Origin of the sequence: Paenibacillus sp. FSL R5-0517 (assembly GCF_037974355.1) — a bacterium.
Taxonomy (GTDB): domain Bacteria; phylum Bacillota; class Bacilli; order Paenibacillales; family Paenibacillaceae; genus Paenibacillus.
The window spans coordinates 3,010,195-3,035,806 of record NZ_CP150235.1; the positions used below are offsets into that span (position 1 = coordinate 3,010,195).

Here is a 25,612-nt window from a genome sequence, read left to right on the forward strand (position 1 = left end):
AAAATCTCGAACGAAGTCCATTGGAAAAGGGAGGGGACGAACATGGCTCACGCGTACCGATACAGCATTATTATTCCCATGTATAACGAGGAAGCGGTGATCGAAGAGACTTATCGGCGTCTGAAGAAGGTCATGGGCAGCACAGGAGAGAGTTATGAACTGCTGTTTGTCAATGATGGCAGCGTGGATGGAAGTGCACAGATGATTCGTGATTACGCCCGTTGGGACGAGAGTGTGAAGCTGATTGATTTTGCTCGTAACTTCGGACATCAGATTGCGATAACAGCAGGTATGGATTATGCAGCGGGGGATGCCGTGGTTATTATTGATGCGGATCTGCAGGACCCTCCCGAACTGATACTGGATATGATCGCCAAATGGGAAGAGGGTTATGAAGTCGTATATGCCCGTCGCACCAGACGAAGCGGGGAAACTCGTTTCAAGAAATGGTCGGCAAGTCTATTCTATCGTCTACTTCGTGCCTCCACGGATACGGATATCCCGGTAGACACCGGAGACTTCCGCCTCATTGACCGCAAAGTATGTGATGAAATGAAACGTCTTCCGGAGAAAAACCGATTTGTGCGCGGGTTGGTCAGTTGGGTTGGATTTCGTCAGACGGCTATTGAATATGAACGGGATGAACGTCTGGCAGGTGAAACGAAATATCCGCTGAAACGCATGCTGAAGCTGAGCCTGGATGGCATTACGTCATTTTCGCATAAACCGCTCAAGCTGGCAGGATATGTAGGTGCGATCCTGTCGGTAGGTGGATTCATCTACATGTTAACGGTTATTGGTTCAGCCATCTTTACGGATTCTACGATTAAAGGGTGGCCATCTATTGTGAGTATCATGCTGATGTTTAACGGATTCATCCTGATTATGCTGGGCATTCTGGGCGAGTATGTTGGCCGAATCTATGATGAGACCAAGGCACGTCCACTATACATTGTAAGAGACGTGGTTCAGGCCGAGAGTCAGCAAGTGCAATCCCGATTGACAGCCCGAGTCGCTCATCATGACTAAGCGTCTGGTAACAATCTTCAAGTTTGGTATTGTGGGTGTTGCGAATACCGCAGTGGATGCGGCGGTGTTTGCTATACTCGCACTGGTCGGTATGCCGATTCTGATTGCTCAAGGAGTCTCGTACAGCTGCGGTGTTGCGAACAGCTATTGGCTGAACGGCAGGTGGACTTTTCGAGATGCGATGCGAGGGGGTAACGATAGAGCGAAACTTATTCGTTTTCTAATCACCAATCTCATCGTTCTTGCATTATCCGCCCTCATTCTGATGACATTGCACGATGTGTTGGGTTGGAGTCTCGTGATGAGCAAGATCCTGGCGACATTAATGGGAATGGTCCTGAACTATATGGCTAGTAGATATTGGGTGTTTCGTATAGCAGCTTAGCTGCGTGTAGTATGAAATATTAGTTATATGAAGCAAATGAAAGGAGTGTATGATGAAATGCGCATTAAAAAAGCCGTTATTCCGGCAGCGGGTCTCGGAACCCGTTTCCTGCCAGCAACGAAGGCACAGCCTAAAGAGATGTTACCCATCGTGGATAAACCGGCTATCCAATACATTGTTGAAGAAGCAGTGCAGTCAGGCATTGAGAATATCCTCATTGTGACTGGACGTAACAAAAAATCCATAGAAGACCATTTTGATAAATCGGTTGAACTTGAACATTCTTTATATGCCAAGGGCAAACAGTCTTTACTGGAAGAGGTGCAAGCGATCAGCGAGATGGCCAATATTCATTTTATTCGTCAAAAAGAACCGCTGGGTCTGGGGCATGCCATTGGATGTGCACGGCAGTTTGTAGGAGATGATGCCTTCGCAGTACTGCTCGGCGATGACATTATGGTGTCTGATCCGCCTGCACTTGCCCAGATGGTTCATCTCTATGAAAAGACAGGCAGCCAGATCATCGGTGTCCGTCAGGTAGACGCGGCAAATGTGAGCAAATATGGCATTATTGATTCGGCTGGTGCAGAGGACCGGGTTCACCGAGTCACCAATTTGGTCGAAAAACCTTCCCTTGCAGAAGCACCATCCCGAACAGCTGTAATGGGAAGATACATTCTGAAACCTTCCATCTTTCCCATCCTAGATCAGATCGAGAGAGGGGCTGGAGGGGAATATCAGTTAACGGATGCCTTGAAAGAAATAAGTCAGGTGGAGGAGTTGTTAGCTCTTGAACTGAAAGGACGTCGCTACGATATTGGCGATCAATTCGGATATATTCAGGCGATCTTGGAGATCGGATTGATGCGCAAGGAATTACAGCCCATGCTGACACCCTATCTTCAAAAGCTTGCAACCCAGTGGGTATAGGCATTGATATGAAGCAGAGGCCCACATCTGCTGCAACAAGATAGCCTTTCCTTCGTACATGGTTCTTTCATAGAATCCAGCATTGTACAATGTTTCCAGTAACGCTACAATGAGCAAGAAGTTCAAGTTGCTCTTGGAGGAGTGAGGAATCATGAATGAGACTATCATCAGGGACCTTATTAAGTATATGGACGTCGAGGACAACGCCGCCATTCAGTACATTCAGACCGAGCATCGGATGAAACTGGGACACTTTTGGGGAATACAGAAAGGTAACCGTGTACTGGAAATCGGGTGTGGTCAGGGAGATACAACAGCCGTGCTTGCACACCTGGTGGGGGAGCATGGGTACGTTCATGGTGTAGATATTGCACCAGAGGATTATGGTACACCGTTGACCGTAGGTGAAGCGGCAGCCAAGCTGCGGAGATCTCCGCTGGGTGACCGAATTCGAATGGATTATGAGTTCGACATTCTAAGTGATCAGGTTAAATTTGCCGAGAATGAGTTTGATGTGATTGTACTATCCCATTGTTCCTGGTACTTGAAATCGTTTGACGAACTCGCCCGGATTCTTAGCAAGGTTAGGACGTGGGGACATCAGTTATGTTTTGCCGAATGGGATGCACGAGTAACAGATGTGAGCCAGCTCTCGCATTGGTTATCCGTTCTCATTCAGTCCCAGGTTGAATGTTACAAGGAGAACAGCTTCTCCAATGTGCGTACGCTTTTTACACCGGAGGATATTCAGGAGCTTGTCACTGCGTCAGGCTGGATGATGAAGGAAGAGATTTCGATCCATTCTTCCGAACTGCAGGACGGTCGCTGGGAAACTGAAATGACACTGACAGAAGCGCCTGAGGAACTAAAACGGCTTCCGATCCCTGACAAAGTAAAAACACTTCTTCTTTCCGAACTGAAATTACTCAGAACACATCATGCGTTGGGCCCTGGGAGTCCACTGGGGACGTATGCCATTATTGCCAACAAACAGTAAGGAAATCACGAATAAATTTCATTAGCCAAAAAAATATGTTTACTTCATCACGGTAATTTTGATATTATAATCGCAATATCAAATGCGACGAAGAGACGAGTAGATAAAAACCATTCTTTCAAAGAGAGCTCCGGCAGCTGAAAAGGAGTAAAGAACTTTTTATTGAATAAAGACTCAGAGCAGCACATCGGAACTTAGCATTAAGGGATGGTGTGACAGGCGCTCCTGTTACAGAGCTAGAGTAGGAAGGTATACAACAGCAACATGGTTGTGTAACCTTTACTTGAAGAGGCGGATATGGTGACATATCAGCGAATCTGGGTGGTACCACGAGAGTTCAATCTCGTCCCTGAGACTATTGTCTTGGGGATGGGATTTTTTGGTTTTTTCGGGGCTGTGACTACACGCTTTGGAATTGCCTGAATAGTGTTTAATAAGAGGAAACTCACACCGAAAGGAAATGATGATTGAATGTCAGCAAAATTGAAAGTTGGTATCGTCGGTGGAACGGGAATGGTAGGTCAGCGTTTTGTAGACCTGCTCGATCAACATCCATGGTTTGAAGTAACAGCTATTTCTGCAAGCGCCAATTCGGCAGGTAAAACATATGAAGAATCCGTACAGGGCAGATGGAAACTCGCAGTTCCTATTCCGGAAGCGGTGAAGAAAATCGTGGTTCAAGATGCTTCGCAGGTCGAAGCTTTTGCGAGCCAGGTTGATTTTATTTTCTGCGCGGTTGATATGAAAAAGAATGAGATCCAAGCGCTCGAAGAGGCTTATGCCAAGACAGGAACACCTGTCGTGTCCAACAACTCGGCTCATCGCTGGACAGCAGATGTACCTATGGTAATTCCTGAGATTAACCCGGGACATCTGGACGTGATCGAAGCTCAACGCAAACGTCTGGGTACGAAAACCGGATTCATTGCCGTAAAACCAAACTGCTCCATTCAGAGTTATGTGCCAGCATTGCACGCTTTGCGTGAGTTCAATCCGACTCAGGTCGTTGCTTCCACGTATCAAGCCATCTCGGGAGCAGGTAAAAACTTTACGGACTGGCCGGATATGCTCGATAATGTCATTCCATACATCGGTGGCGAGGAAGAGAAGAGTGAACAGGAACCTCTCCGGATCTGGGGTAGCATCGAGAACAATCAGATCGTCAAAGCTTCTGCTCCATTGATTACCACACAATGTATTCGTGTACCGGTAACGGATGGGCATCTGGCTACCGTGTTTGTAAACTTCGAGAAAAAACCAAGCAAAGACGAAATTCTGGAGCGTTGGTTGCAGTTCAAAGGTCGTCCGCAGGAACTGGCTCTGCCAAGTGCACCAAAACAATTCATTACGTATTTTGAAGAAGAGAACAGACCACAGACAAAACTGGATCGTGACATCGAACGCGGAATGGGTGTATCGACAGGCCGACTGCGCGAAGATTCACTCTATGATTACAAATTCGTTGGATTGTCCCACAACACGCTCCGCGGAGCGGCAGGTGGTGCGGTTCTGATCGCTGAATTGCTCAAAGCCGAAGGATACATTCAACCGAAATAAGCATCAAAGAATCATGAACAGCAACAGATTTCTGCAAAGAATGATTAGATGAAAACCATCACTTGTTGATGGTTTTTTTTGTGGGCTATATCCGGAAAACGGAGTGGAGTCATGGAGTGGTATGAAATATGTAAAGTGAAAAACGCCGACAGGATTGTCAGCGTTATTTACTGCGCAGCTGCCGGGCACGGACTCGAAGCTTCGGATTCAGGAAGAATACGACTCTTTAGCCGAGAAGCCGGACAGCTGCCTTCTTCGTCGCGTTTGGTTTCCCAATGAATAGGATTGGTCATATCCGGGATGCGTTGCTCCAAAATGGCTTGATATTGACGTGCTTTCTCTTCCAAATGAGCAACCCGGCTCTTGGCTTCTTCAAGCTGAATCAGCGCTGCTTCCTTGTATTCCATCATAAGTGCGAATCGCTGTGCAACGGTTGAATCCCCTTCAAGACAGAGATCGACGTATGTTTTAATGTTCTCAATCGGTAAGCCAGTCTGTTTGAGGCATTTGACACCATGCAGCCAGTTGATGGATTCCTCATCAAACACCCGAATGTTATTTTTATTGCGTTGAATGCTTGGAACCAAACCTTTATCCGTGTAAAAGCGTACCGCGTGCTCTGTGAGTCCTGTAAGATGGGCAGCATCCTGAACCGTATACATATGTAATCCTCCTCGTAAAAAATATAATGGAGACCGCTTGACTTCGTGTAACACGAAGGAGCTAGGGTTATTGTAACGCAAGTCGGACGGAAGTGGAACAACTGCTTTTTTTGCTGAATTTCAGCAATACGTGAAGACTTGCGATTCACAATAGAAGCTTAGGAGGCGTTAATATGCAAACTGTAACTTTAAATAATGGAGTGAAAATGCCGATCATCGGCTTTGGTGTCTACCAGGTTCCTGATGCCGATGAATGCGAGAACACGGTATATGAAGCATTGAAGGCAGGTTACCGCTTAATTGATACGGCCGCCGGATACCTGAACGAAGAAGCAGTTGGACGCGCGATCAAGCGCAGTGGCATACCGCGGGAAGAACTGTTTATCACGACCAAGCTATGGATTCAGGATGCCGGATATGAAAGTACCAAGCTGGCGTTTGCCAAATCGCTCAGTAAGCTGCAGCTCGATTATCTGGATATGTACCTCATTCATATGCCTTTTGGTGACTACTACGGGTCTTGGCGTGCGATGGAAGAACTGTACCGCGAGGGCAAGATCAAGGCAATAGGCGTCAGTAACTTCCTGCCAGACCGTCTGATGGATCTTATTGTTCATAACGAAATTGTGCCTGCCATCAATCAGATCGAAACACATCCGTTTCAACAGCAGGTCGATAGTGCTGCTTTTATGAAAGAACAGGGCATACAACACCAGTCATGGTCACCGTTTGCGGAAGGTCGCAACAATTTATTTAGCAACGAAGTGCTGGCTTCGATTGCTGGGAGACATAACAAATCTATCGCCCAGGTTGTACTCCGCTGGCTTGTGCAACAAGACATCGTGATTATTCCAAAATCGGTACGCAAAGAGCGGCTTATCGAGAACTTTGATATTTTCAATTTTGTACTGAGTCCGGAAGAGATCGCAACCATTTCCACGCTGGATACCAAGGAAAGTCTATTCATGAAGATTGACGACCCTGAAGTTGCCCAGATGCTAGGTAAGATGAAAGTGGATTTGTAAAGACAGAAACGAATGACTAGATTTACGAAGCCGAGTAGTATCGTAGCGATATTAGTAATAAAAGCAATCCAATGTAAAACGCCGACGATCATGTCGGCGTTTTTTACATTCCAGTATGTTGTTAGGCGGCAGATGTCTTATCCGACTTATGCAGAAGCTGAGAGCGACGACCGAGCAGATAACCTGTCAGGGAAGCAAGCATCTGTTGGAATACCATGCCGAGCACGACCGGGACAGCAACAGGTGGCGGAAAATACGAAACAGCGAGTACTGCACCTGCGCTGATATTACGCATGCCTCCATTAAACACGAGAGCTACCTGGTCGGCCTCATTCCATCCCAACAATCGAGCAATAAAATAACTTAGTGCATACCCGAGAGATGCCAGGAAAATAATGATGACCGCAAGACCAGCCAATTTCCAGTTGAAATCGGCCAAGTAGGGGGCAACAACAGATCCATTTATTGCAACGACGGATGCCATAAACAATTTGGATAATGGATTCAATCTCGGTCCCCAGACCGGGACAATGGCGCCTTTGGTCCACTCATTCAAAAGCATACCGAGCAGGGATGGCACTACAATCATCCAGAACAGACTGCTCATCATGGCAGCTGTATCCAGGGTGACACTGGTGCCAATCAACAGAGATAATACGCCGGGAACGACGAAAGGAGCAAGCATCGTATCAATCAGGATGATGGAAAGCGTAAGTGCGATATTGCCCCGATAGATGCTGACCCAGATGAAGCTGCTTATTCCAGTTGGTATAACGGCTGCCAGAACCAGACCCGTTATGGTGTACGCATCTGTAGGGAACACCAGATGACCCATACCGAGAGCAATTAGAGGCATCGCCAAATGCAAAATAAACAGACATACAAACAAGGGGAATGGCTTCTTCAGTACATTGACAAAATCCCGTATCCCAAGACTGATACTTCCAGCGAACGTCATGAACGCAAAGAGCCAAGGAGATAAAAAGGTATAAGAAGAAAGGAAACTCCCGCATAACACGCCAATAATAATGCTGATTGGGGTAATCAGTGGCATGATGCGGTTCAAGCGTTGGTTCAAGGCTTGAAGCATTATCATGACATCCCTTTACCGTGTGATTTTACTATTATACATGTTAATAACGCTGGCTGCAGATCCATTTGCAATAAAACAGTCTAAACAGGTATCATGGACTTGGAACAAGGATTTAGAATAGGAGAAAGGGAGATGATCATGTTTAAAAGAAAACGAAGGCACACATTAATGATGACAGGCCTTATCGCATCAAGTATTCTTTTGATTTCGGCCTGTTCTGTCGTGGAGCAAGCCAATGAAAGTTTAAATTATGTTAGTGGGGCTACTGATTATATAGAACAGGTATCGAACGCCGGCGCAGATCTGCAAGAGCTCGCATCAGGTGCAGTGAACAATCCGGAGATAACCACTCAGATTCAGGAGAAAATCGACGTGATTCAAGCAGAAGCAAGCGAATTTTCTCAGCTGACTGCTCCTGCAATCGGTGAGAGCATTCATGAGAATCTGGTCAGCTACAATACGCAATTAACGGAAGTTGTGGACCATTTCGAGAATACGATTACAGAGCAAGGGTTTACGGTGGAAAATTGGGAGAAGACGGGCATTCCAGAACTCATCACCAACATTAATAACCTGAGAGATCCGCTGAGCGGACTTCAGGGGGAATAAGTTGAATTCATTTTCAATATGTAGAGACAACTAGTCTGAAATTTTCATATTTTATACGAGCGGGATATCGGAGGGATTGAATGACTGATATGTTCGCTTTTTTTATTTTCCGAAAACTCATGCATATTTAATGTCACAGGAGCTAGACTATAGCAAGTAATCACGAGATGAATATGAGCCAGGGTTTGATATATTTTGGCACAAAGGAGAACTGAGTCATGACCGAACACAATGGAAAAGTAATCATTATTACTGGTGGAGCTAGTGGTATTGGTAAAGAAACAGCCCTTCAACTTTCGGATCAAGGTGCGACTATTGTTATCGCTGACTATAATGAAGACGGAGCGAAGAAGCTTGCGGCAGAGATTGAAGCAGCAGGCGGAACAGCGGGCGCATATAAAGTGGATGTATCCAAAGGGGACGAGATTAAAGCCCTGATCGACTGGACAGTTGAGCAATACGGTACGTTAAGCGGTATTTTCAATAACGCAGGCATTGGACTTGTGAAGCCATTTCTGGAGATGGACCCGGAATCCTATCACAGAGTCATTGATGTAGATCAACACAGTGTATATTATGGGATGTATTATGGCGCGAAAAAAATGGTTGAATTAAATGTACAAGGTACCATTGTTAATACGGCTTCGATCTATGGAAGTGTTGCTGCAGTAGGCAGCTTCAACTACAATGCAGCCAAGGCGGCTGTTGTAATGATGTCCAAGTCTGGTGCATTGGAACTTGCGGAGCATGGAATTCGTGTCGTTGGTGTAGCGCCTGGTTTTATCGAAACACCGATTCTTGGCGATGACCAAGCCATGAAAGATGCACTTGCTACTCAACATATGCGTGGAGAACTTATTCAGCCAGAGAAAGTAGCCAGTGTGGTTACATTCCTCTTCAGTGATGCAGCAAGTGCAATGAATGGTACAACCGTAGCAGTAGATGATGGTTTCCTCAGCTTCAAAACCAAATAAGTAACCCTTCTAGAAGGAAGGGAAGTCTCCTCAAATAAACAGAAAAAACGGTGCAAAACGATTTATTCGTTTTGCACCGTTTTTGTATTTCATTATAAAGGAATCGTGGCATAGGAGGTGGAAATAAGTTTGTCGAATTTTCCCGAAAATTCAGAGATCATGATACAATTAACAAGGCTATAGCTTTTTATCATTTTGTGGTGTCATATACAATTCGAACTCCAAGAGAGCCATAGCTCTCTTCTTTGTAATGACATTGAGAACAGCTTTTGGTTGAACACAACGCATCATTATGAACTTGTAATTTTTCGTTGCACTGTGGACATTTATTTTCAAAAAGAGTCTTCAACACGTTAAACATGCTTAATCACTCATTTCGGATTAATTTACTTGGTTTTTATTATAACGGATAATATTCGCCTTGTATAGCACTTTAGATGGGGATCGAAATGAAATTTATATTGGCACGAAAGGAAGCGCATAACCGATGGATCTTCAGCTTTTTATCATCATGTTTATTCTCGGTCTGGTCGGTTCATTTTTCTCCGGTTTGTTGGGTATTGGTGGGGCCATTATCAATTATCCGCTACTGTTATATGTTCCATCCTGGATGGGACTGGAGCCATTCTCAACACATGAGGTATCGTCGATTAGTATGTTTCAAGTATTTTTCGCTTCACTGGCCGGTGTTGTTGCATTCCGGAGAAAAGTAAAAGCGGGGAGAAGTGGTGGGGCATTTGTTCACCGAGGATTGGTACTCTACATGGGCTCCAGCATTCTTGCTGGCAGTCTGATTGGCGGGTTCGTCTCAGGTCATTTGGATGGAAGAGTTATTAATGTGATCTATGGTATTTTGGCAATTCTGGCGATTGTGCTCATGCTGATTCCTGGAAAAGGAAAGCTTGATACCTCGGCTCCTTTGGTGTTCGACCGATGGATAGCAGCAGGCACTGCGTTTGCAGTAGGCATTGTATCAGGAATTGTGGGTGCGGGTGGTGCTTTTATCCTTATTCCCATCATGCTGACGATCCTTAACATCCCCGTGCGAACGACGATTGCATCTTCACTGGCAATTGTATTTATCTCGGCCATTGGTGGTGTGATAGGGAAATTGACGGGTGGAGACATTCCGCTGGAACCCATTATCTATACAGTGATTGGTAGCATGCTGGGGGCTTCCATTGGTTCTAAGGTTAGTTCGATGATCAATGTGAGGATACTTCGGTATGCATTAATTGTACTTATCGCCATTACAGCGGTCAAAGTCTGGTCTTCCATTCTGTAAAATCACGTACGTAGAATGAACAGTGACGATTTCGTAACCAAACGGTTGGATCACCGTATAAAGGTTATGAACATGAGCTGACACGTTGGATACACCATCAAATGAGTTCAGTTTTCGTCCATGGAGCACCTCATCTCCTTTCATGGATACATGTTTAACATTAATAGAAGTTGAGGTATCCACCCTATGAATAACGTACTTACAGAACAGGCTGATGCAGGATATCGGCTAGCTGAACAGAAAGCATCTCAGTATTTTACTGCTCTTAGGCAGCAACTTATGGATAATACGTATACAACTATACTTACCCAAGATATTCATGTGTGGCAAAAAAAACATATTCATCGTTTTGCCTGGCTTTCTCTTTTGTCACCAAGTAAACGAAAACCCGACCCCCGGGATGTGCATAGATATATCCATTGGCTGAATACGACTGGAAAGTTGGATGATTACCTGGATCGGAGTATTTCATATATCTATATGCGAGATCTGGGGCAAGCCCTTGATTCTCCAGATACTCAGGCCCGAATTCAGCACGTTGTCGAGAATACCAAAAAATATTTTATGGGCTCTGCCGCTGGGCGCAAAGGACAGCACGATTACATCAGTCTGGCTGCGCTGTACCGGTGGGGGCAGAAGGAGCACATTGAAACGGCTGTCATCTGGGTGATGAATAAATTAAAGAATGTAGCATCCAACATCCCGAAGGAGCTGGATGCAGAGCAGGCGCAGCGGAAGCTTATCAAAATTATTCTCGGCGTGGTTCTTCATGTGGACGATGAGATGAACGAGCAGACTCCACCTGAGGAACGGGCCCGAAGATTTGATGCGGCGATCAGACTCGGTTATTCCTACGGTTTGACGTATCCATTTGTGGATGACCTGCTGGATTCTCAAGCCTTGACTGCTCAGGAAAAGGAACAATATTCCCTGATGATACGCGATGCACTTCTTACCGGGGTTGTACCTGATCTGGGAGAATGGAAAGGTGCTAACCTTGAAGTGATTGAATATGTGCATTCCGAGCTTCGGGAAGCATTTGAGTACATCAAGAATTACCAGCATCCAGAGAAACAACGCACGTTCCTAGAGCAATCCTATGTTTTCTTTCAGTCTCAAGAGATGGATCGCAACAAGAAATTAGCCAATGCGAATTATACCAATGAAGAATTGTACATTCCAATTATTATTAAATCTTCGTCTTCCCGATTAATTGTCCGGTCTGTACTCAGTGCACCAGTGGATGAAGGATTTGATCTGCGGACGTTCTATTACGGGATATATAATCAGCTGGCAGATGATTTTGCCGATATGTTTGACGATATGGAAGAAGGGGCTGTAACTCCTTATACGTACTATTTGAAGTATCGTGATTTGCGCCCTGATCTGATTAATCCATATGAATTGTATTGGGCAGTCATCTCTCACCTGATCCACGATGTATACAACTCGGACGCCAAGACCCGGGAGGTCATCCTGGATCGGGCTATAAATGGTCTGAAGCGTTGTAAAGAACGGTTGGGGCAGCAGAAATATGATGAAGTAATGACGATCTTTGCCTCGGGGCAGCCTGAATTCAATCAACTGGTTCAACAGATGGTGAGAAAAGCAGATGACGTTGATTTTCTCGATAAATTGTTACGGGATCAGGTTGTGCTTCAGTTGAAACATGACAAGCAGGAGAAAGAGGAGTTCAAGCAGACCATTCGAACAGTTCGCGAACAGATTAATGTGGAGTTGCAGATTGCGAAGCCCGGTGGACTTCATGAGATGAAAGAAACGCTGATCGATGCAGCCAATTATAGCTTGCAGGGAGACGGAAAGAGGTTACGCCCCATATTAACTTGGGTTATGGGTGTGCGCGAGTATGGCCTACCCGAATCATCTATTGTTCCGCTGCTACGATCGCTGGAGTACATGCATACTGCTTCCCTGATCTTTGATGATCTGCCTACGCAGGATAATGCTTCGACGCGGCGTGGACGTTCCACTCTGCATCAGGTACACAATAGCGCCACAGCAGAGCTTACGGGTCTGTTTCTCATTCAGAAGGCGATAGGAGAACAATCCTCATTGAATCGCTTTGATGCAGCAACCGTACTCACTCTTATTCAATATTCGGCTGAAAAAGCTGAGGATATGTGTATGGGGCAAGCGATGGATCTGAACTCCAAAGGCAAAGTGTTAACGCTTGAGCAGTTGAATATGATCTGTTTTTACAAAACAGGCATTGCCTTCGAAGCTGCTCTGGTCATGCCAGCCATACTTGCTCAAGTGAAGGAACCGGAGATGGCAACGCTGAAAAAGTTCGCTTATCATGCGGGGATCGCCTTCCAAATCAAGGATGACTTGCTGGATTACGAGGGAAATCATCTCATTCTTGGGAAACCTGCAGGTCAGGATGAGCGGAACAACAATTCAACCTTTGTGTCCATCCTGGGTGATGAAGGCGCGAAGAAAGAGATGTGGGAACATTACTGTCTTGCTACAGATGCATTAAACGAGTTGCCGAAATCTATTCCATTTTTGAGACATCTTTTGGATTATCTTGTGGCTCGTGAGCGATAAACCATTTTTCTCGTGATGCCTTATTGCATATGACTTATAATGATAGATAACGACAAAGGTCGGGATTCCATAGGATGGATTCCGGGCCTTGTTTGCCTTCATAGACACAAATTTCTTGGAAAGTTTTGTTTCAAGGATTGAAATTCTGGGTATTAAGCAGGTACTGTTGTTTTAAAACCGACTAATTATTATAGAAGATCTTTTATCAGGAAAAATCTTAGATTTCGACAATCTTTAGATGGAGTTTATATGCCAAAAGGAGAGCTTACAATGCAGGTTCAAAAGGTCGATCATCATGAATTGTTCGAGCAGATTTACAACCAAGCGCCTATTGGGATTGCACTCGTTGCTCCGACGGGGCAATGGATGAAAGTGAACCCTGCTTTTTGCTGTATGCTAGGTTACACAAGTGATGAACTAATGAATCTTACGTATCAGGATATTACACATCCGGATGATTCACCACACGATATGATCTGTAGTTACGACCTATTTGAGGGTAAAATAAAAGAAAATCAATACGAAAAGCGTTACATCCATAAAAATGGTGACATCTTATGGACGTCATTGCATGTTACATTAGTTCGTAGAGAAATTACGGATGAACCGATTTACTTTATTTGCCATATTGTTGATATTACTGACCGCAAAATGTCTGAACAAAAGCTTCTGCATAGTGAAGAGATGTTCAAACTTATAACAGATCATGCTCAGGAGATCATCTATATTGCCGATCAGCAGGGTGTTTGTAGATTCTGCTCACCCTCCGTTCAAGGTTTACTGGGTTATTCGCCAGAACAAGTAATTGGTCAAAATAATGATGCATATTTTCACCCACAAGATCTGGAACGGATTTCACAGATGGACTTGACCAAGGGTAATCTGTTGAATACTAGGGTCCGTCATAAAGATGGGCATTATCTGTGGTTTGAAACCACATACAAGGTCTTTGGAGATGCTGAGCATGGAATGCAGATTTTTTCAATTGGACGAGATGTATCCGAACGGAAAAAACATAAAGACATCAGTGCAGAGGCTGAACGCATCGCCTTAATTGGCAGTTGGGAATGGGATATGGTCAATGACCAGATCGCTCTTTCAGATCAGATTTTTGAGATTCTTGAATTCGAACGTACACGAAAATCATATCGTGCAAGCGATATAGCTAATGTGATTAATCCTGCGGATAAAGCCTCCTTATACGAACAAATGGAATGGGTAAAACAAGGGAAAGCGCTAGATTTCGAGTACAAGCACATTAGTACGAATGGAAGTGAGAAGTATCTTCACTTGCGTGGATTGATTACGTTCGATGAGAATCATCAGCCAGTCCAGCTAAACGGGACACTACAGGATATAACTGAACGCAAACGTATCGAATTTAAATTACAGGAATCTGTGGAGCGCTACACTTCGCTTAAAAAATACAATCATGACGCCATTATCTCGTTTAACATGGATGGTAATATTATGAATGCCAATCCCGTAGCGGTGAACATGACGGGCTGTCCCGTGGCTGAGATGATCGGCACAAGCATAAGCAGATTTATCGGAGCCGACAATTTGGGTCTGATCTTGGGCAGTAATTATGAGATGGCTGAAAAGGAAATCAACGCTGTAAGGCACACCGATGGCTCTGAGACCGAAGTCTTGGCTACGCTTGCTCCAATCATTGTAAATAAATCCAATGTCGGGTTTTACCTGATTGCGAAGGATATCATGGAGCAGAAGAAACTGCTTGTTGCCAAAGAGACAGCGGAGAGAATGAATAAGGCCAAAAGTGAATTTTTGGCGATGATGAGCCACGAGATCCGCACACCTATGAACGGTGTAATTGGGATGACGGATTTGCTATTGGATACTCCTGGACTTAGCGCGGAACAAAAGGAATATATTGAAATCATTCAGAAGAGTGGAGATTCCTTGCTGGCAATCATTAATGATATTCTTGATTTTTCCAAAATCGAGTCAGGCAAAACCGATCTGGTAGAAGATCCTTTTGATCTCGTAGAAATCGTGACCGAGACGGTACAAATCGTAAAACCACTGGCTATTGAAAAAAAACTGGATGTTCGTATGTGCGTAGAAGATGTCATACCAACTCCGGTATATGGTGATGCGTATCGACTGAAACAGGTGCTTACCAATATCATTGGCAACGCGGTCAAATTCACTTCAGAAGGCGGCGTGGATATTAAAGTTGGGGTTAAGGAGCAGTCTAGCAATAGCGTGAAGCTTTATTTTCAGGTAAAGGATTCGGGCATTGGGATTCCGGCTGAGAGGAGACAACAATTATTTGAACCCTTCTACCAACTGGAGAATTTTATGACCCGCAAACCTCAAGGTACCGGTCTTGGCCTAGCCATTAGCAAGAAACTGGTGGAGCTTATGCAGGGCGAGATTTGGATTGAGGATTCGGATCAACCGGGTACAATATTTATATTTACTGCCCAATTCAAATTAAATAATGGTGAAGAAAGCAACAGCTTGGATCAACAGCAGAAGAAGAGCAGAACCTCAGCCTTGCGAATATTAGTCGCAGAAGACAATGAGGTGAATCAGCTTGTCCTTAGCAGAATTGTGGAGAAAAAAGGACATTTTGTGGATCGTGTGGCGGACGGTATTGAGGTAGTCGAAGCGGTAAAACACAATTCATATGATATTATCTTCATGGATGTGCATATGCCAAGGCTTAATGGATTCGAAGCGACAAAAGTGATTAAAAATTCTTTGCACTCCGAGAGTTGTCCGTATATTATTGCGGTAACTGCCAATGCGTTAAGAGGAGACAAGGATAAATGCTTGAAGGCAGGCATGGATGCGTACGTCAGCAAACCGATTAAAATCGAGTCCATCATGCAAGTCTTGGAAACCTATTACGTCAAACATAATCTTTGAAACTAATTTCTAATTGTACTAAAAAATAGATTGGCAATAGAGCCGTTAGCTTACCACAAATAAACTAGCGGCTTTTTTTGCTGTTCCATGATTTTGGTCCACCCCTGTATCCCACAGATGCAACTGCACACGAATATCCCTAAGGATTTTTGATCCACAATTTGGAGATGTCCATATATCCGAATTCTGCTATCTGCATGCCGAAGATGCTTTGATCCAGTTCAGCCTGCTTGTTCATGTGGCAACCATGCAAGATCCAGCATTGATCACGAAGCAATGCTTCAGCTTCATCCAGGAGCACTGTTCGGTCTTCCCGATGAAGCTTCGCGAAATGATCCAGTTTGTCATCCAGTTGAGACTGGAATGCAGGAGACATACACATATGAAAATGGTTGGACAGGTTTTTGAAAAAATGAATCATGCCGTACTGCCAATCTTCCTCCAGTATCTCTTCAGCCAAGATCAATTGTGCGTTCGTGGTTTCCTCTGAGTTGAAATAATCCACAACGGGCTGCATGCTGATGTTTATTCCGATGGACTGCGCACGACATTGGAACCACTCCGCAACATCTGCATCCTTATTTTGCTTATACGATAAAGTTATCGTCTCACCCTGGTATCCACAGCCATGCAGCAATTCACGAGCATGGTCAAGAGAAACCGCTGTCCAGTCTTGGGCTGCACTTCTCCAGGGAAGGAAACTGCTGGCTGGTGTGATCCGATTGCCACCGAGATCTCTGACAAGAGCGACCGAATCATAGACGATACGAAGCGCTTGTCGAAATAGAGGCTGATGATGGATGCCTTCCTTGTGAAAATTAAACAGCATATACTGACAACCCAGTGCCGGATAATTGATGCTGTTGGTCCGTTCAAAGCCTGTTGCGAGACTCAATCGATCTGTACCTGGTAGCTCATAATAACGATCATTCGGACTCAGGTCAGGTACGAACCAGAAATGGACTTGATCCAGATGTGGCCGAATGCCGTAGTAGGCATCAAATGCAGTAAGTTCCAATACATCTTCATTCAGCTCAGAGATCTGGAAAGGACCGGTACCAATTAAGGTATTGGCTACATTGTAATCGTAGGGCAGGATCGTCATTCGAATACAGCTGAACAGATGCAAAAAGAACCGATTAGGACGACGAAGAACAAACTTGATGCAGTAATCACCTGCTACTTCCGCGTGTTCGATATCCCGATATAACCAGATGGACGGACTATGCACGTCTTTTAATCGTTGCAACGTTGCTTGCACATCCCGGGAGGTCATGACACGACCGTTGTGAAAACGTACACCCTTCCTGAGATAGAAGGTCCATAATCGGTGGTCCTCGCTGCACTCCCACATATGAGCCAATGCTGGGCGGAATGATTCTTTTTTGGCATCATAAGTGATTAATGTATTACAGACCTGGCTCAACAGATAGGTTTCAAAAGCAGTATACACAAAGGCTGGATCCAAATCGCCTAACTGGCGAGACCTCATAATGCGCAGGATATCCTGACCTGAGGAAGTTTCGTCGTGGCTGTGAAATCCCATCTGTTGATGGAGGGAAAGCATGAGCTGTTCTCGCAATGAATCATGCATCTGAATGGTTCCGATGAGTTCAATGGCATCTTTCATTTTGTCTTTAGCGAGAAGTTGTGTAAAACTCGCTTCCAGCGCTTCATTCATGCTACGCAGCAACGTTAATTCCGAATGGTGCCCACGACCACGCCCGGGTTGCCAGTGGATGAAGCCTTGCTCCTCCAATTTTCTAATAATGAACTTCACATTACGAGGGGTGCAGCACAAGGCAGCGGACAGGCTATCAATGGTTACCGCTACAGGTTCATGGAGCTTGAATGAAAGTTGTTCGGAACCGGCGATCCTTAGAAAGTGTGTATGTAGAGTATCCATGTGCATAACTCCTCTATTAAAGGTGAAAAGTGTGATCAAATGTTTACACTTTTACTTCCCCCTTTTATCCTTACAATTATACATGAGTAGAGGTAGTTCAAAAAGTCCGCTTTTGATTACGAAAGATGCCTAAAGGCATCATCAGCATCGAATATGGAATACAGCCGAAATGTCCGTTGCTCACGTAGTTTTCCCTACGCTCAGCTACTCCATTTCTAGCTTTATCCCATCTTCTCGGTACTGAAAACCGAACTTTTTGAACACGAATTAGTAGAAGTTGTTCAAAAAGTCCGCTTTTGAAGCATCTAGAATGAATAGGAGAAGTTCGCATGAAGCAATATTTAAGGCAAATTCACCCCTTGGCATGGACCATCATTATCGGAACCATGTTTGGACGTCTTGTCACGTCAATGAGTATCCCGTTTCTATCCATTTATCTGACACGTGTACTAGAGGCTACACCGACCCAGACCGGTATTACTGTGGCCGTTAGCTCGCTGGCAGGTGTAATGGTCAGCTTTTATGGCGGTTATATTTCGGACCGGATTGGTCGCAAAATCGTGATGTTAATCTCGGTATTTAGCTGGGCAGGTGTGTTTTTCATTTTTTCAGCAGCAGAGCATCTATGGGTGTTCTTTGTTGCCAATACGTTAAACGGATTATGCCGTGCAGTATTCGAGCCTACCTCCAGAGCCCTGTTATCGGATATTACTTCTCCGCAGAACAAATTGCTGGTGTTCAACCTCAGATATGCTGCGATTAATCTCGGCGTGGTCTTTGGGCCAATTATCGGATTTCAACTGGGATCGTCTGAATCGACATTTCCATTTGTGATTTCCGGCTTGGTATACATAGCCTATGGACTTGTACTGTTTCTGCAATTCAAGCTACAGCATGCCAATTTGCCAGAGCGTCATCAGGCAACCGCACCACGTTTGCGTGAAGCACTCATGACCACTGGTCGCGACCGGGTGTTTCTGCCAGTATTGATCGGTACCACATTTTGTGTTCTGGGTTACGGACACTTCAGTTCTACATTGGCACAGTACTTGGCGAGGAGCCCGATCTTTGAAAATGGAAGCCAGATGTTCTCGTACATGCTTTCCCTGAATGCCGTGACGGTATTGATTATTCAGTATCCGCTTGTGCGAACATTCCGAAACTTTCCACCGCTTGTTCCTCTGATTGTGGGTAATCTGCTGGTTGCAACCAGTCTGATGATGGTTGGAATCGCTGAAGGTGTACTCATGATGATGATGAGTGTCATACTATTTACCATTGGGGAAGTATTATTGTTCACGATGATGGATATGCTCATCGACCGGATTGCGAAGCCGGAATGGAAGGGAACGTATTTCGGGACCATCGGCTTCAATAATATTGGTAGTGTCATTGCTCCTGTAATGGGAGGGGTGTTATTAAGTCAATTTGGAGCGGAGAATGGGCTGGCTGTCTTTGTACCAATTGCACTGACAACAGCACTGGGAGTGCCTTTTCTTCTGATCGCACATAGACGCCTTGTTGTTAGAGAGAAGCAAACGGAGTCCACATCATTGGGTATGTAGCAGGAATTGAAAGATTAATGACATGAATTAAATAACAATTCAGTTAAAATTATCTTGACGGATGTTAAACCAGCGAATACAATAAACAACAAATATGTGAAACGGGTGGGATGATGATTATGTTTATGCCTATACAGATTTCGAATCAATAATTGAATACGCATAAGCATAGTGACATTAATCCGATTTTTTTTGCAATGATCGCGTTGGGACAGTCATGTTTGTGCACCCCTGTCGTGGACGCTCATCATTATTGCGATGCAGAGGAGATTCGGGAAATGCTTGCATTTCATCCGGATTCCTTCGGTTATAAGCTGTAGATGAACTTTAGTTCATCTATGGCTTTTTTGCATGCATTCCACCAATCCGTTCACATGGAAAGGAGCATTTGTTTTTCTTTTTGGCAATGAACATACCCTTAAAGGAAGAAAGAGAGGTAACCCTATGAAGCAACCTGCGCAAAGTTATACCATTTGGTTCTCCCAACGCACGGGCAGTACTCTGTTGGGTGACGCTTTAAGTTCTACAGGTGTGGCCGGTTATCCGAACGAATGGCTGCATTATCAGTTTAAAAGTCCAGAAAATTTGAAGATTGAAGATCTGGAGCAGATTTGGAGCCAAGGGACAACGTCAAACGGCGTGTTTGGCATAAAGATTAATTTTGAACAACGATGGATTGATGCATTCCGTAGTCTCTATCATCTGCCACCAGTGTTATCACGAGCTGAGGTATGGAGTACGGGGTTTCCGAATTGTAACAAGCATATATACATGACACGTCGCAACAAAGTCAGATTGGCAGTGTCGTGGTGGAGAGCCATTGTTTCGGGGGAGTGGCATCGCAAGCATGGAGATCGCCCTCACATACAAGATATTGCAGATCAATACAACTTTGATGCGATTAAACATTTGCTTGTTGAGAGTAACATGTGCGAAGCTGCAATCGAAGATTTTCTGTCCGAATCAGGCATTGAACCGCTGACAATTGTATATGAGGATTTTATACAAGATTATGAGGGGACCGTCATGGATGTGTTAGCGTTTTTGGGTGTTCAAACGGACGGTATTACGGTATCAGCCCCCTCCTTTGACCCGATTGCAGATGAGATCTCTGAACAATGGGTCCAACGATTTCGGGAAGAGTGCCAGAGAGGATGGGAGAATGTAAGATGGTAAACACACATGGAAAAATACATCCACGGGTCGGAAATGTTGCATTTAGTGTCATTATGTATGATTCATCTTAGTGAGGAACAAAGATGGTTTGAATCATTAGAACGGAAAAGAATTGTTATTCGAAGGAGTGAGGGGTTATGCGCAAAACAGAGAAACGCTCCATGTCTTGGCTGCTGCGCTATTTAAAACCAGTCAAAGGACGGCTGGCCTTACTTTTAATCATGTTGCTGACATCAACGGGGCTTCAGCTATTGAATCCACAGATTATCAAACGATTTATCGATACAGCGGCAAATGGTGGAGTGCTCACCAATCTCATTCAGCTTGCAGGAATATTTCTGGTTGTGGCCGTGTTTAATCAACTCATCACGGTAGCGGTCAGTTATCTGGGAAATGATGTGGCCTGGCGGGCTACGAATCAACTTCGTGGAGATCTGCTGAAGCACTGTCTGCGTCTTGATATGCGTTTTCATAATGTGAAAACACCTGGTGAGATGATTGAACGTGTGGATGGTGACGTAACGAGTATCTCCAATTTTTTCGCAATGTTTATCGTGCAAGTGATCGGGAGTTTTGTACTGCTGGCCGGAATTCTCGGGTTCATGTTCAGCGTCAATGTGCCTATTGCTATGGTCATGACCGTGTTCACATTGTTATCGATCCTGTTCATGGTCTTCATCCGAAATCTGGGCGTGGACTCTTCCAAAAATGAACGGGCGGCAAGTGCCGCTCTGTTCGGATTAATTGAAGAACGTATTGCCGGGATTGAAGATGTGCAAGCGAATGGCCATGTGCCCTATGTGATGAACCGCTTTTACCGCACGATGCGCACAGTATTCCGTAAGGGGAGAAAAGCCTGGCTACTTCGGGTTATTCCATGGAATACCACAGTAGTTCTGTTCGCTCTGGCGGTCACTGCGGTGTTATTGTTGGGTGTGCATTACTATATGGAAGGTCTCATTAGTATCGGAACATTATTTCTGATCTACCAATATACGCAGATGCTGAATGATCCGATTGAGATGCTTGGAGATCAGGTGCAGGAGTTCCAAAAAGCAAAATCAGGTATGCTGCGCTCCAGAGAGCTACTATCCATGCAGAGTGTGATTGAAGAGGGGACAGAGGATCAATTGCCTGAAGGACCGCTTGGATTGGAATTCAATCAGGTACATTTCAGCTATAACCGGGATAAACCGGTATTGCAGGACATTAATTTTGCCATTAAACCTGGAGAACGTCTGGGAATCATCGGTCGCACAGGAAGCGGCAAATCGAGTCTTAGTCGTGTTCTTCTCCGATTGTACAATCTGGATCGGGGAACGATCCGTGTAGGTGGAACGGATATCACGAAGCTTTCATTACAAGCGCTCTATCGCCGGGTGGGTATGGTGACCCAGGATGTGCAGTTGTTTGATGGCACGCTGCGTGACAATCTGACCTTGTTCAATGGGGATGTATCGGATCATATGATCAGGGAAACGACGGATCGCCTTGGGCTTAGCCAATGGATTAATTCACAACCAGAAGGACTCGATACCTATCTGGCAGCAGGTGGAGCTTCGTTATCGGCAGGGGAAGCACAGTTATTTGCCCTGACCCGCGTATTCCTGACCGAACCAAGTCTGGTCATTCTGGATGAGCCTTCGTCACGTCTGGATGCTGCGACTGAAGGCATGCTGCAATCTGCAATTGACCAGTTAATGAAACAATCCACAGGAGTCATCATTGCTCACCGACTGGCTACACTGGAGAAAGTTGACCGGATTATGGTGCTGGGGGATGGCAAGGTACTGGAATTTGGAGCGAGAGAAGAACTTGCCAGTAACCCGGCATCTCATTATGCCAGACTGCTCATTACAGGCCGAGAGGAGGAATTGGCATGACTGTAGCAGGATTTATAGGCCGTTTGTTTCGATTCAGGCCATTGTTATTTGTAATCAACGGATTGTTATGGTGTATATTTCATTCCTTGCCGTTAGCCATTGGTATTGGGATGCAGTGGTTTTTTGATCGCACAACAGTGGGGTCAAATGACTATATGTGGCTTGCTGTGCCGCTTATCTTTATTGCTTTGGTCCGAATGGCTCGGGTGGGCACATTCTTTGTAGCCTTCTATGCATGGGTTACGTATCTGTATCATGTTCAGGCGATTTTGCGAACCAACATGCTCGCAGCGATCATGCGCTGGCCGGGCCGTAATCTTCCGGCTTCACCAGGGGAGGCGATGAGTCGCTTTCGGGATGATGTGGATGAAGTCGTCGAGTATGTAGAATCATGGGTGGACTTCTGGGGACGACTTGTATTTGCTGTTGTGTCCATCGTCATTATGGCGAACATTAATTGGCAGATCACATTGGTTGCCGTGCTGCCATTGGTGGTCGTGACCTTACTTAATAACCTGTCGGGGAATCGGGCCCGGAAATATGCACAGGTTAACCGCGAAGCGACTGGGCGAATTACCAGTTTTATTGCGGAAACGTTTGGAGCTGTGCAAGCCCTGAAACTGGGTCAGGCGGAAGAGAACGTCTCTTCACGTTTTGACCAGTTGAATGAGGATCGTCGTCAGGCTGCACTCCGGGACAATCTGTTCAAACAGTGGATGAGATCAATGAATCAGCATGTGCTCAGTATCTGCACCGGGCTGATTCTACTGATGTGTGCAGCTGAGATGAAAGCAGGGAACTTTACCGTAGGTGATTTTGCCTTATTCACCAGTTATCTGGCTAATATCGGATTTAGCATTTCACTGTTTGGTTATATGGTGTTTCAGCACAAAAGGCTTAAGGTATCCTATGATCGTATGCGCAAGCTATTTCGCCCAGGGGAAGAAGACCAGATCATGGATTCGAGAGAAATCTACCTGTATGAAGATCCGCCAGAGCTTGTAAGTGAACAGAGAGATCCCAAGGAGAAATTGCAATCGCTTGAGGTGAAGAATCTGACATATCAATACCCGAATTCTGCAAATGGCATAGAAGAGATCAGTTTCCGTCTGCAACGCGGACAATTTCTGGTCATTACGGGACGGATCGGGTCAGGTAAATCAACGCTCGTACGCACACTTCTTGGACTGTTACCCAAGCAAAAAGGGGACATTCACTGGAATGGAGCAGCTGTTGATCCAGCCACGTTCCTGATGCCGCCTAGAGCAGCGTATACCCCACAAGTGCCAAGACTGTTCAGTGATACGTTGAAAGAAAATATCGTCCAGGGTAAACAAGGTAACATGGAGCAAGCGCTGGAGAAAGCCATTCGTCTGGCTGTGATGGAGAAGGATATCAACCATCTGGATCAGGGGCTTGAGACCCCGGTTGGTCCAAGAGGGGTGATGCTGTCAGGCGGGCAGATTCAACGGGCGGCTACAGGGCGCATGTTAATGACGGAGGCGGATTTATTTATCTTTGACGATCTGTCCAGTGCACTGGATGTGGAGACCGAACAACAAGTATGGGAAGGGTTGTTCCAAGAGCCGGATGTCACCTGCATCGCGGTTTCTCACCGCAGGGCAGCGCTCTCCAAAGCAGATCATATTATCGTGATGAAAGATGGACGCATTGAAGCGGAGGGAAGCTTGGCTGAATTGCTTGCTACCAATGAAGAGATGCAACTGCTGTGGCAAGGCGAACAAACTCCCGCTAAAGTAGGATAGCTTTGAATAAATTAGAAAAGCCAATAAAAACCAAAAAAGCCTTACAGACGTTTACTCCTTGAAAGAGTATAGTCTGTAAGGCTTTTTCGTTATAACGAGTGTAACGGTTTTATCTCATCATTTGAGCAATCAAGGAATACGCAATGATGACCAGGAAGATAATAGTGATATGGTTAATGGAGAAGATAAACATCCGTTTGGACCATTTCTCCGTTTCTTTCCGATCAAAGGTAGCCACACTGAGAATGAGCCAGGCCAAGGTAACCAGAAATGCCACAATAGCGACAAAAGGACTCATCGGCCAGAATAAAAAGCTGGATATCAGCAAGAGTACCAGATATACATTCGTCTGAATGTATGTCCGTCTAATACCTTTAACGACAGGCAACATGGGAACACCAGCAGCTTTGTATTCGTCAAAACGACGAATTGCAATGCCATAGAAGTGAGGCATTTGCCATAGGAGCATCGTTACGACCAATGCCCAGATCTCAAAATGACCCAGTTCCGGTGAAATGGCTGCCCAACCGATAAGCGGAGGCACAGCCCCTGAAAGACTTCCCACTTCCGTGTTGTAGATCGTTGTACGTTTGGTCCACATCGTGTATGGGAACACGTAAAGCAACAGTCCCAAAATACCGAATACGGCAGCAGATGGGGAAGCGATGTACAACATGATGCCCCCGATGATGGTGATTGCAATACCGAGAATTAACCCCGACTTGGTATCTACGCGTCCCGTAACGGTAGGACGTGTCTTCGTGCGCTCCATAATCGCGTCAATATCGCGATCATACAAGTTGTTAAACACCCCTGCAGCCCCAATAATAAGGGAAGACCCGATAAAAGAAAGAATAATTGGTACAATATTAGCTAAGATTGAAGCATCAAATACATATAAAGCCAAACTTAAACCCGCAAACATGGCGATCAGGTTGGACTTGATGATTCCGATTTTGATCGTATCGAAGAATACTTTCGGAATCGAGCTATACTCCAGGCTGATATTGGTCTGTGAACCATTGTTCAATGTTTTCAAGAACTCACTTCCTATATCTATACTTATATATTATGTCGCTATTATACCATTCAATACACTATGTGATTTAATTAACGTTTTAGTATTTAAAATAATGTCATTTGATTGTGAACAATTTAAAAACAAGGTTTTTTTTAATTGTTAAATAATTATTTCTGTGTTACAGGAGAGAAGCAGAAAATCCGTGGATAACAGTGATGTGAAGTTTGTTCTATCATTAGTAGTGTAATTGTAAATGTTCTTTTGTTCAACTCACATAGGGTGG

At 44.9% G+C, this 25,612-nt stretch carries 19 protein-coding genes and 1 other annotated feature; of the genes, 15 read left to right on the forward strand and 4 right to left on the reverse strand.

The annotated features are described in order from the left end of the window. Positions 1-42 precede the first annotated feature (42 nt). The 5 genes from MKX40_RS13535 (at position 43) to asd (ending at position 4,898) form a co-directional block, all read left to right on the forward strand. Positions 43-1,029 (forward strand): glycosyltransferase family 2 protein, encoded by a 987-nt coding sequence (locus tag MKX40_RS13535; RefSeq protein ID WP_339242280.1) that lies wholly within the window; start codon positions 43-45, stop codon positions 1,027-1,029. Continuing rightward, positions 1,022-1,414, forward strand: a complete 393-nt coding sequence (locus MKX40_RS13540) for a GtrA family protein (RefSeq protein WP_339242282.1) — start codon at positions 1,022-1,024, stop codon at positions 1,412-1,414. Before MKX40_RS13535 ends, MKX40_RS13540 begins: the two co-directional genes overlap by 8 nt. Positions 1,415-1,471: 57 nt before the next feature. After that, positions 1,472-2,344 (forward strand): UTP--glucose-1-phosphate uridylyltransferase GalU, encoded by an 873-nt coding sequence (gene galU, locus MKX40_RS13545; RefSeq protein WP_339242284.1) that lies wholly within the window; start codon positions 1,472-1,474, stop codon positions 2,342-2,344. Positions 2,345-2,495: 151 nt separating this feature from the next. Next, entirely contained in the window at positions 2,496-3,341 is an 846-nt protein-coding gene (locus MKX40_RS13550; RefSeq protein WP_339242285.1) for a class I SAM-dependent methyltransferase, read from the forward strand. A gap of 78 nt (positions 3,342-3,419) precedes the next feature. Then, positions 3,420-3,695, forward strand: a binding site (T-box leader). Between the two features lie 117 nt (positions 3,696-3,812). Next, a complete protein-coding gene (gene asd / locus MKX40_RS13555; protein WP_074094892.1) occupies positions 3,813-4,898 on the forward strand; it encodes an aspartate-semialdehyde dehydrogenase in 1,086 nt (361 codons plus the stop codon). 167 nt (positions 4,899-5,065) lie between these two features. Here the strand turns inward: asd and MKX40_RS13560 are convergent, their stop codons facing one another. Next, entirely contained in the window at positions 5,066-5,560 is a 495-nt protein-coding gene (locus MKX40_RS13560) for a MerR family transcriptional regulator (RefSeq protein ID WP_339242288.1), read from the reverse strand. A gap of 173 nt (positions 5,561-5,733) precedes the next feature. Between MKX40_RS13560 and MKX40_RS13565 the strand changes: the two genes are divergently transcribed. Beyond that, on the forward strand, positions 5,734-6,585 hold the full coding sequence (locus MKX40_RS13565) for an aldo/keto reductase (RefSeq protein WP_339242291.1): 852 nt from the start codon (positions 5,734-5,736) through the stop codon (positions 6,583-6,585). 121 nt (positions 6,586-6,706) lie between these two features. On the opposite strand, the gene MKX40_RS13570 is transcribed toward MKX40_RS13565, so the two are convergent. Continuing rightward, positions 6,707-7,675 (reverse strand): bile acid:sodium symporter family protein, encoded by a 969-nt coding sequence (locus tag MKX40_RS13570; RefSeq protein WP_339242293.1) that lies wholly within the window; start codon positions 7,673-7,675, stop codon positions 6,707-6,709. Between the two features lie 141 nt (positions 7,676-7,816). Between MKX40_RS13570 and MKX40_RS13575 the strand changes: the two genes are divergently transcribed. The 5 genes from MKX40_RS13575 to MKX40_RS13595 all read left to right on the forward strand — a co-directional run bounded on the left by MKX40_RS13575 (position 7,817) and on the right by MKX40_RS13595 (position 16,012). After that, positions 7,817-8,287 carry a DUF6376 family protein gene (locus MKX40_RS13575; RefSeq protein WP_339242295.1) on the forward strand — a complete coding sequence of 157 codons (471 nt, stop codon included), beginning with the start codon at positions 7,817-7,819 and terminating at the stop codon, positions 8,285-8,287. A 218-nt stretch (positions 8,288-8,505) separates the two neighbouring features. Continuing rightward, positions 8,506-9,261: an SDR family NAD(P)-dependent oxidoreductase gene (locus tag MKX40_RS13580; RefSeq protein ID WP_339242297.1), complete on the forward strand. Its 756-nt coding sequence runs from the start codon at positions 8,506-8,508 to the stop codon at positions 9,259-9,261. 487 nt (positions 9,262-9,748) lie between these two features. Continuing rightward, positions 9,749-10,546 (forward strand): sulfite exporter TauE/SafE family protein, encoded by a 798-nt coding sequence (locus MKX40_RS13585; protein WP_339242299.1) that lies wholly within the window; start codon positions 9,749-9,751, stop codon positions 10,544-10,546. Between the two features lie 186 nt (positions 10,547-10,732). Continuing rightward, the gene (locus MKX40_RS13590) at positions 10,733-13,114 is read left to right on the forward strand and encodes a polyprenyl synthetase family protein (RefSeq protein WP_339242301.1); all 2,382 of its coding nucleotides are present in this window, start codon (positions 10,733-10,735) and stop codon (positions 13,112-13,114) included. Positions 13,115-13,384: 270 nt separating this feature from the next. After that, on the forward strand, positions 13,385-16,012 hold the full coding sequence (locus tag MKX40_RS13595; RefSeq protein ID WP_339242303.1) for a PAS domain S-box protein: 2,628 nt from the start codon (positions 13,385-13,387) through the stop codon (positions 16,010-16,012). A gap of 139 nt (positions 16,013-16,151) precedes the next feature. Here the strand turns inward: MKX40_RS13595 and MKX40_RS13600 are convergent, their stop codons facing one another. Beyond that, positions 16,152-17,918 carry an ABC transporter substrate-binding protein gene (locus tag MKX40_RS13600; protein ID WP_339242304.1) on the reverse strand — a complete coding sequence of 589 codons (1,767 nt, stop codon included), beginning with the start codon at positions 17,916-17,918 and terminating at the stop codon, positions 16,152-16,154. Between the two features lie 329 nt (positions 17,919-18,247). On the opposite strand from MKX40_RS13600, the gene MKX40_RS13605 reads away from it, so the two are divergent. The 4 genes from MKX40_RS13605 to MKX40_RS13620 all read left to right on the forward strand — a co-directional run bounded on the left by MKX40_RS13605 (position 18,248) and on the right by MKX40_RS13620 (position 24,308). After that, positions 18,248-19,483 carry an MFS transporter gene (locus MKX40_RS13605; protein WP_339242305.1) on the forward strand — a complete coding sequence of 412 codons (1,236 nt, stop codon included), beginning with the start codon at positions 18,248-18,250 and terminating at the stop codon, positions 19,481-19,483. Between the two features lie 444 nt (positions 19,484-19,927). Further along, on the forward strand, positions 19,928-20,659 hold the full coding sequence (locus MKX40_RS13610; RefSeq protein ID WP_339242308.1) for a Stf0 family sulfotransferase: 732 nt from the start codon (positions 19,928-19,930) through the stop codon (positions 20,657-20,659). Positions 20,660-20,796: 137 nt separating this feature from the next. Continuing rightward, on the forward strand, positions 20,797-22,542 hold the full coding sequence (locus MKX40_RS13615; RefSeq protein WP_339242310.1) for an ABC transporter ATP-binding protein: 1,746 nt from the start codon (positions 20,797-20,799) through the stop codon (positions 22,540-22,542). Continuing rightward, on the forward strand, positions 22,539-24,308 hold the full coding sequence (locus MKX40_RS13620; RefSeq protein WP_339242311.1) for an ABC transporter ATP-binding protein: 1,770 nt from the start codon (positions 22,539-22,541) through the stop codon (positions 24,306-24,308). Before MKX40_RS13615 ends, MKX40_RS13620 begins: the two co-directional genes overlap by 4 nt. 109 nt (positions 24,309-24,417) lie before the next feature. Here the strand turns inward: MKX40_RS13620 and cyoE are convergent, their stop codons facing one another. Next, positions 24,418-25,347: a heme o synthase gene (cyoE, locus tag MKX40_RS13625; protein WP_253434982.1), complete on the reverse strand. Its 930-nt coding sequence runs from the start codon at positions 25,345-25,347 to the stop codon at positions 24,418-24,420. Positions 25,348-25,612 lie beyond the last annotated feature (265 nt).

What these genes read in the sequence shown, in the direction of transcription:
- MKX40_RS13535 (WP_339242280.1), top strand. Translation starts at nt 43, where the DNA reads ATGGCTCACGCGTACCGATACAGCATTATTATTCCCATGTATAACGAG.
- MKX40_RS13540 (WP_339242282.1), top strand. Translation starts at nt 1,022, where the DNA reads ATGACTAAGCGTCTGGTAACAATCTTCAAGTTTGGTATTGTGGGTGTT.
- galU (WP_339242284.1), top strand. Translation starts at nt 1,472, where the DNA reads ATGCGCATTAAAAAAGCCGTTATTCCGGCAGCGGGTCTCGGAACCCGT.
- MKX40_RS13550 (WP_339242285.1), top strand. Translation starts at nt 2,496, where the DNA reads ATGAATGAGACTATCATCAGGGACCTTATTAAGTATATGGACGTCGAG.
- asd (WP_074094892.1), top strand. Translation starts at nt 3,813, where the DNA reads ATGTCAGCAAAATTGAAAGTTGGTATCGTCGGTGGAACGGGAATGGTA.
- MKX40_RS13560 (WP_339242288.1), bottom strand. Translation starts at nt 5,560, where the DNA reads ATGTATACGGTTCAGGATGCTGCCCATCTTACAGGACTCACAGAGCAC.
- MKX40_RS13565 (WP_339242291.1), top strand. Translation starts at nt 5,734, where the DNA reads ATGCAAACTGTAACTTTAAATAATGGAGTGAAAATGCCGATCATCGGC.
- MKX40_RS13570 (WP_339242293.1), bottom strand. Translation starts at nt 7,675, where the DNA reads ATGCTTCAAGCCTTGAACCAACGCTTGAACCGCATCATGCCACTGATT.
- MKX40_RS13575 (WP_339242295.1), top strand. Translation starts at nt 7,817, where the DNA reads ATGTTTAAAAGAAAACGAAGGCACACATTAATGATGACAGGCCTTATC.
- MKX40_RS13580 (WP_339242297.1), top strand. Translation starts at nt 8,506, where the DNA reads ATGACCGAACACAATGGAAAAGTAATCATTATTACTGGTGGAGCTAGT.
- MKX40_RS13585 (WP_339242299.1), top strand. Translation starts at nt 9,749, where the DNA reads ATGGATCTTCAGCTTTTTATCATCATGTTTATTCTCGGTCTGGTCGGT.
- MKX40_RS13590 (WP_339242301.1), top strand. Translation starts at nt 10,733, where the DNA reads ATGAATAACGTACTTACAGAACAGGCTGATGCAGGATATCGGCTAGCT.
- MKX40_RS13595 (WP_339242303.1), top strand. Translation starts at nt 13,385, where the DNA reads ATGCAGGTTCAAAAGGTCGATCATCATGAATTGTTCGAGCAGATTTAC.
- MKX40_RS13600 (WP_339242304.1), bottom strand. Translation starts at nt 17,918, where the DNA reads ATGGATACTCTACATACACACTTTCTAAGGATCGCCGGTTCCGAACAA.
- MKX40_RS13605 (WP_339242305.1), top strand. Translation starts at nt 18,248, where the DNA reads ATGAAGCAATATTTAAGGCAAATTCACCCCTTGGCATGGACCATCATT.
- MKX40_RS13610 (WP_339242308.1), top strand. Translation starts at nt 19,928, where the DNA reads ATGAAGCAACCTGCGCAAAGTTATACCATTTGGTTCTCCCAACGCACG.
- MKX40_RS13615 (WP_339242310.1), top strand. Translation starts at nt 20,797, where the DNA reads ATGCGCAAAACAGAGAAACGCTCCATGTCTTGGCTGCTGCGCTATTTA.
- MKX40_RS13620 (WP_339242311.1), top strand. Translation starts at nt 22,539, where the DNA reads ATGACTGTAGCAGGATTTATAGGCCGTTTGTTTCGATTCAGGCCATTG.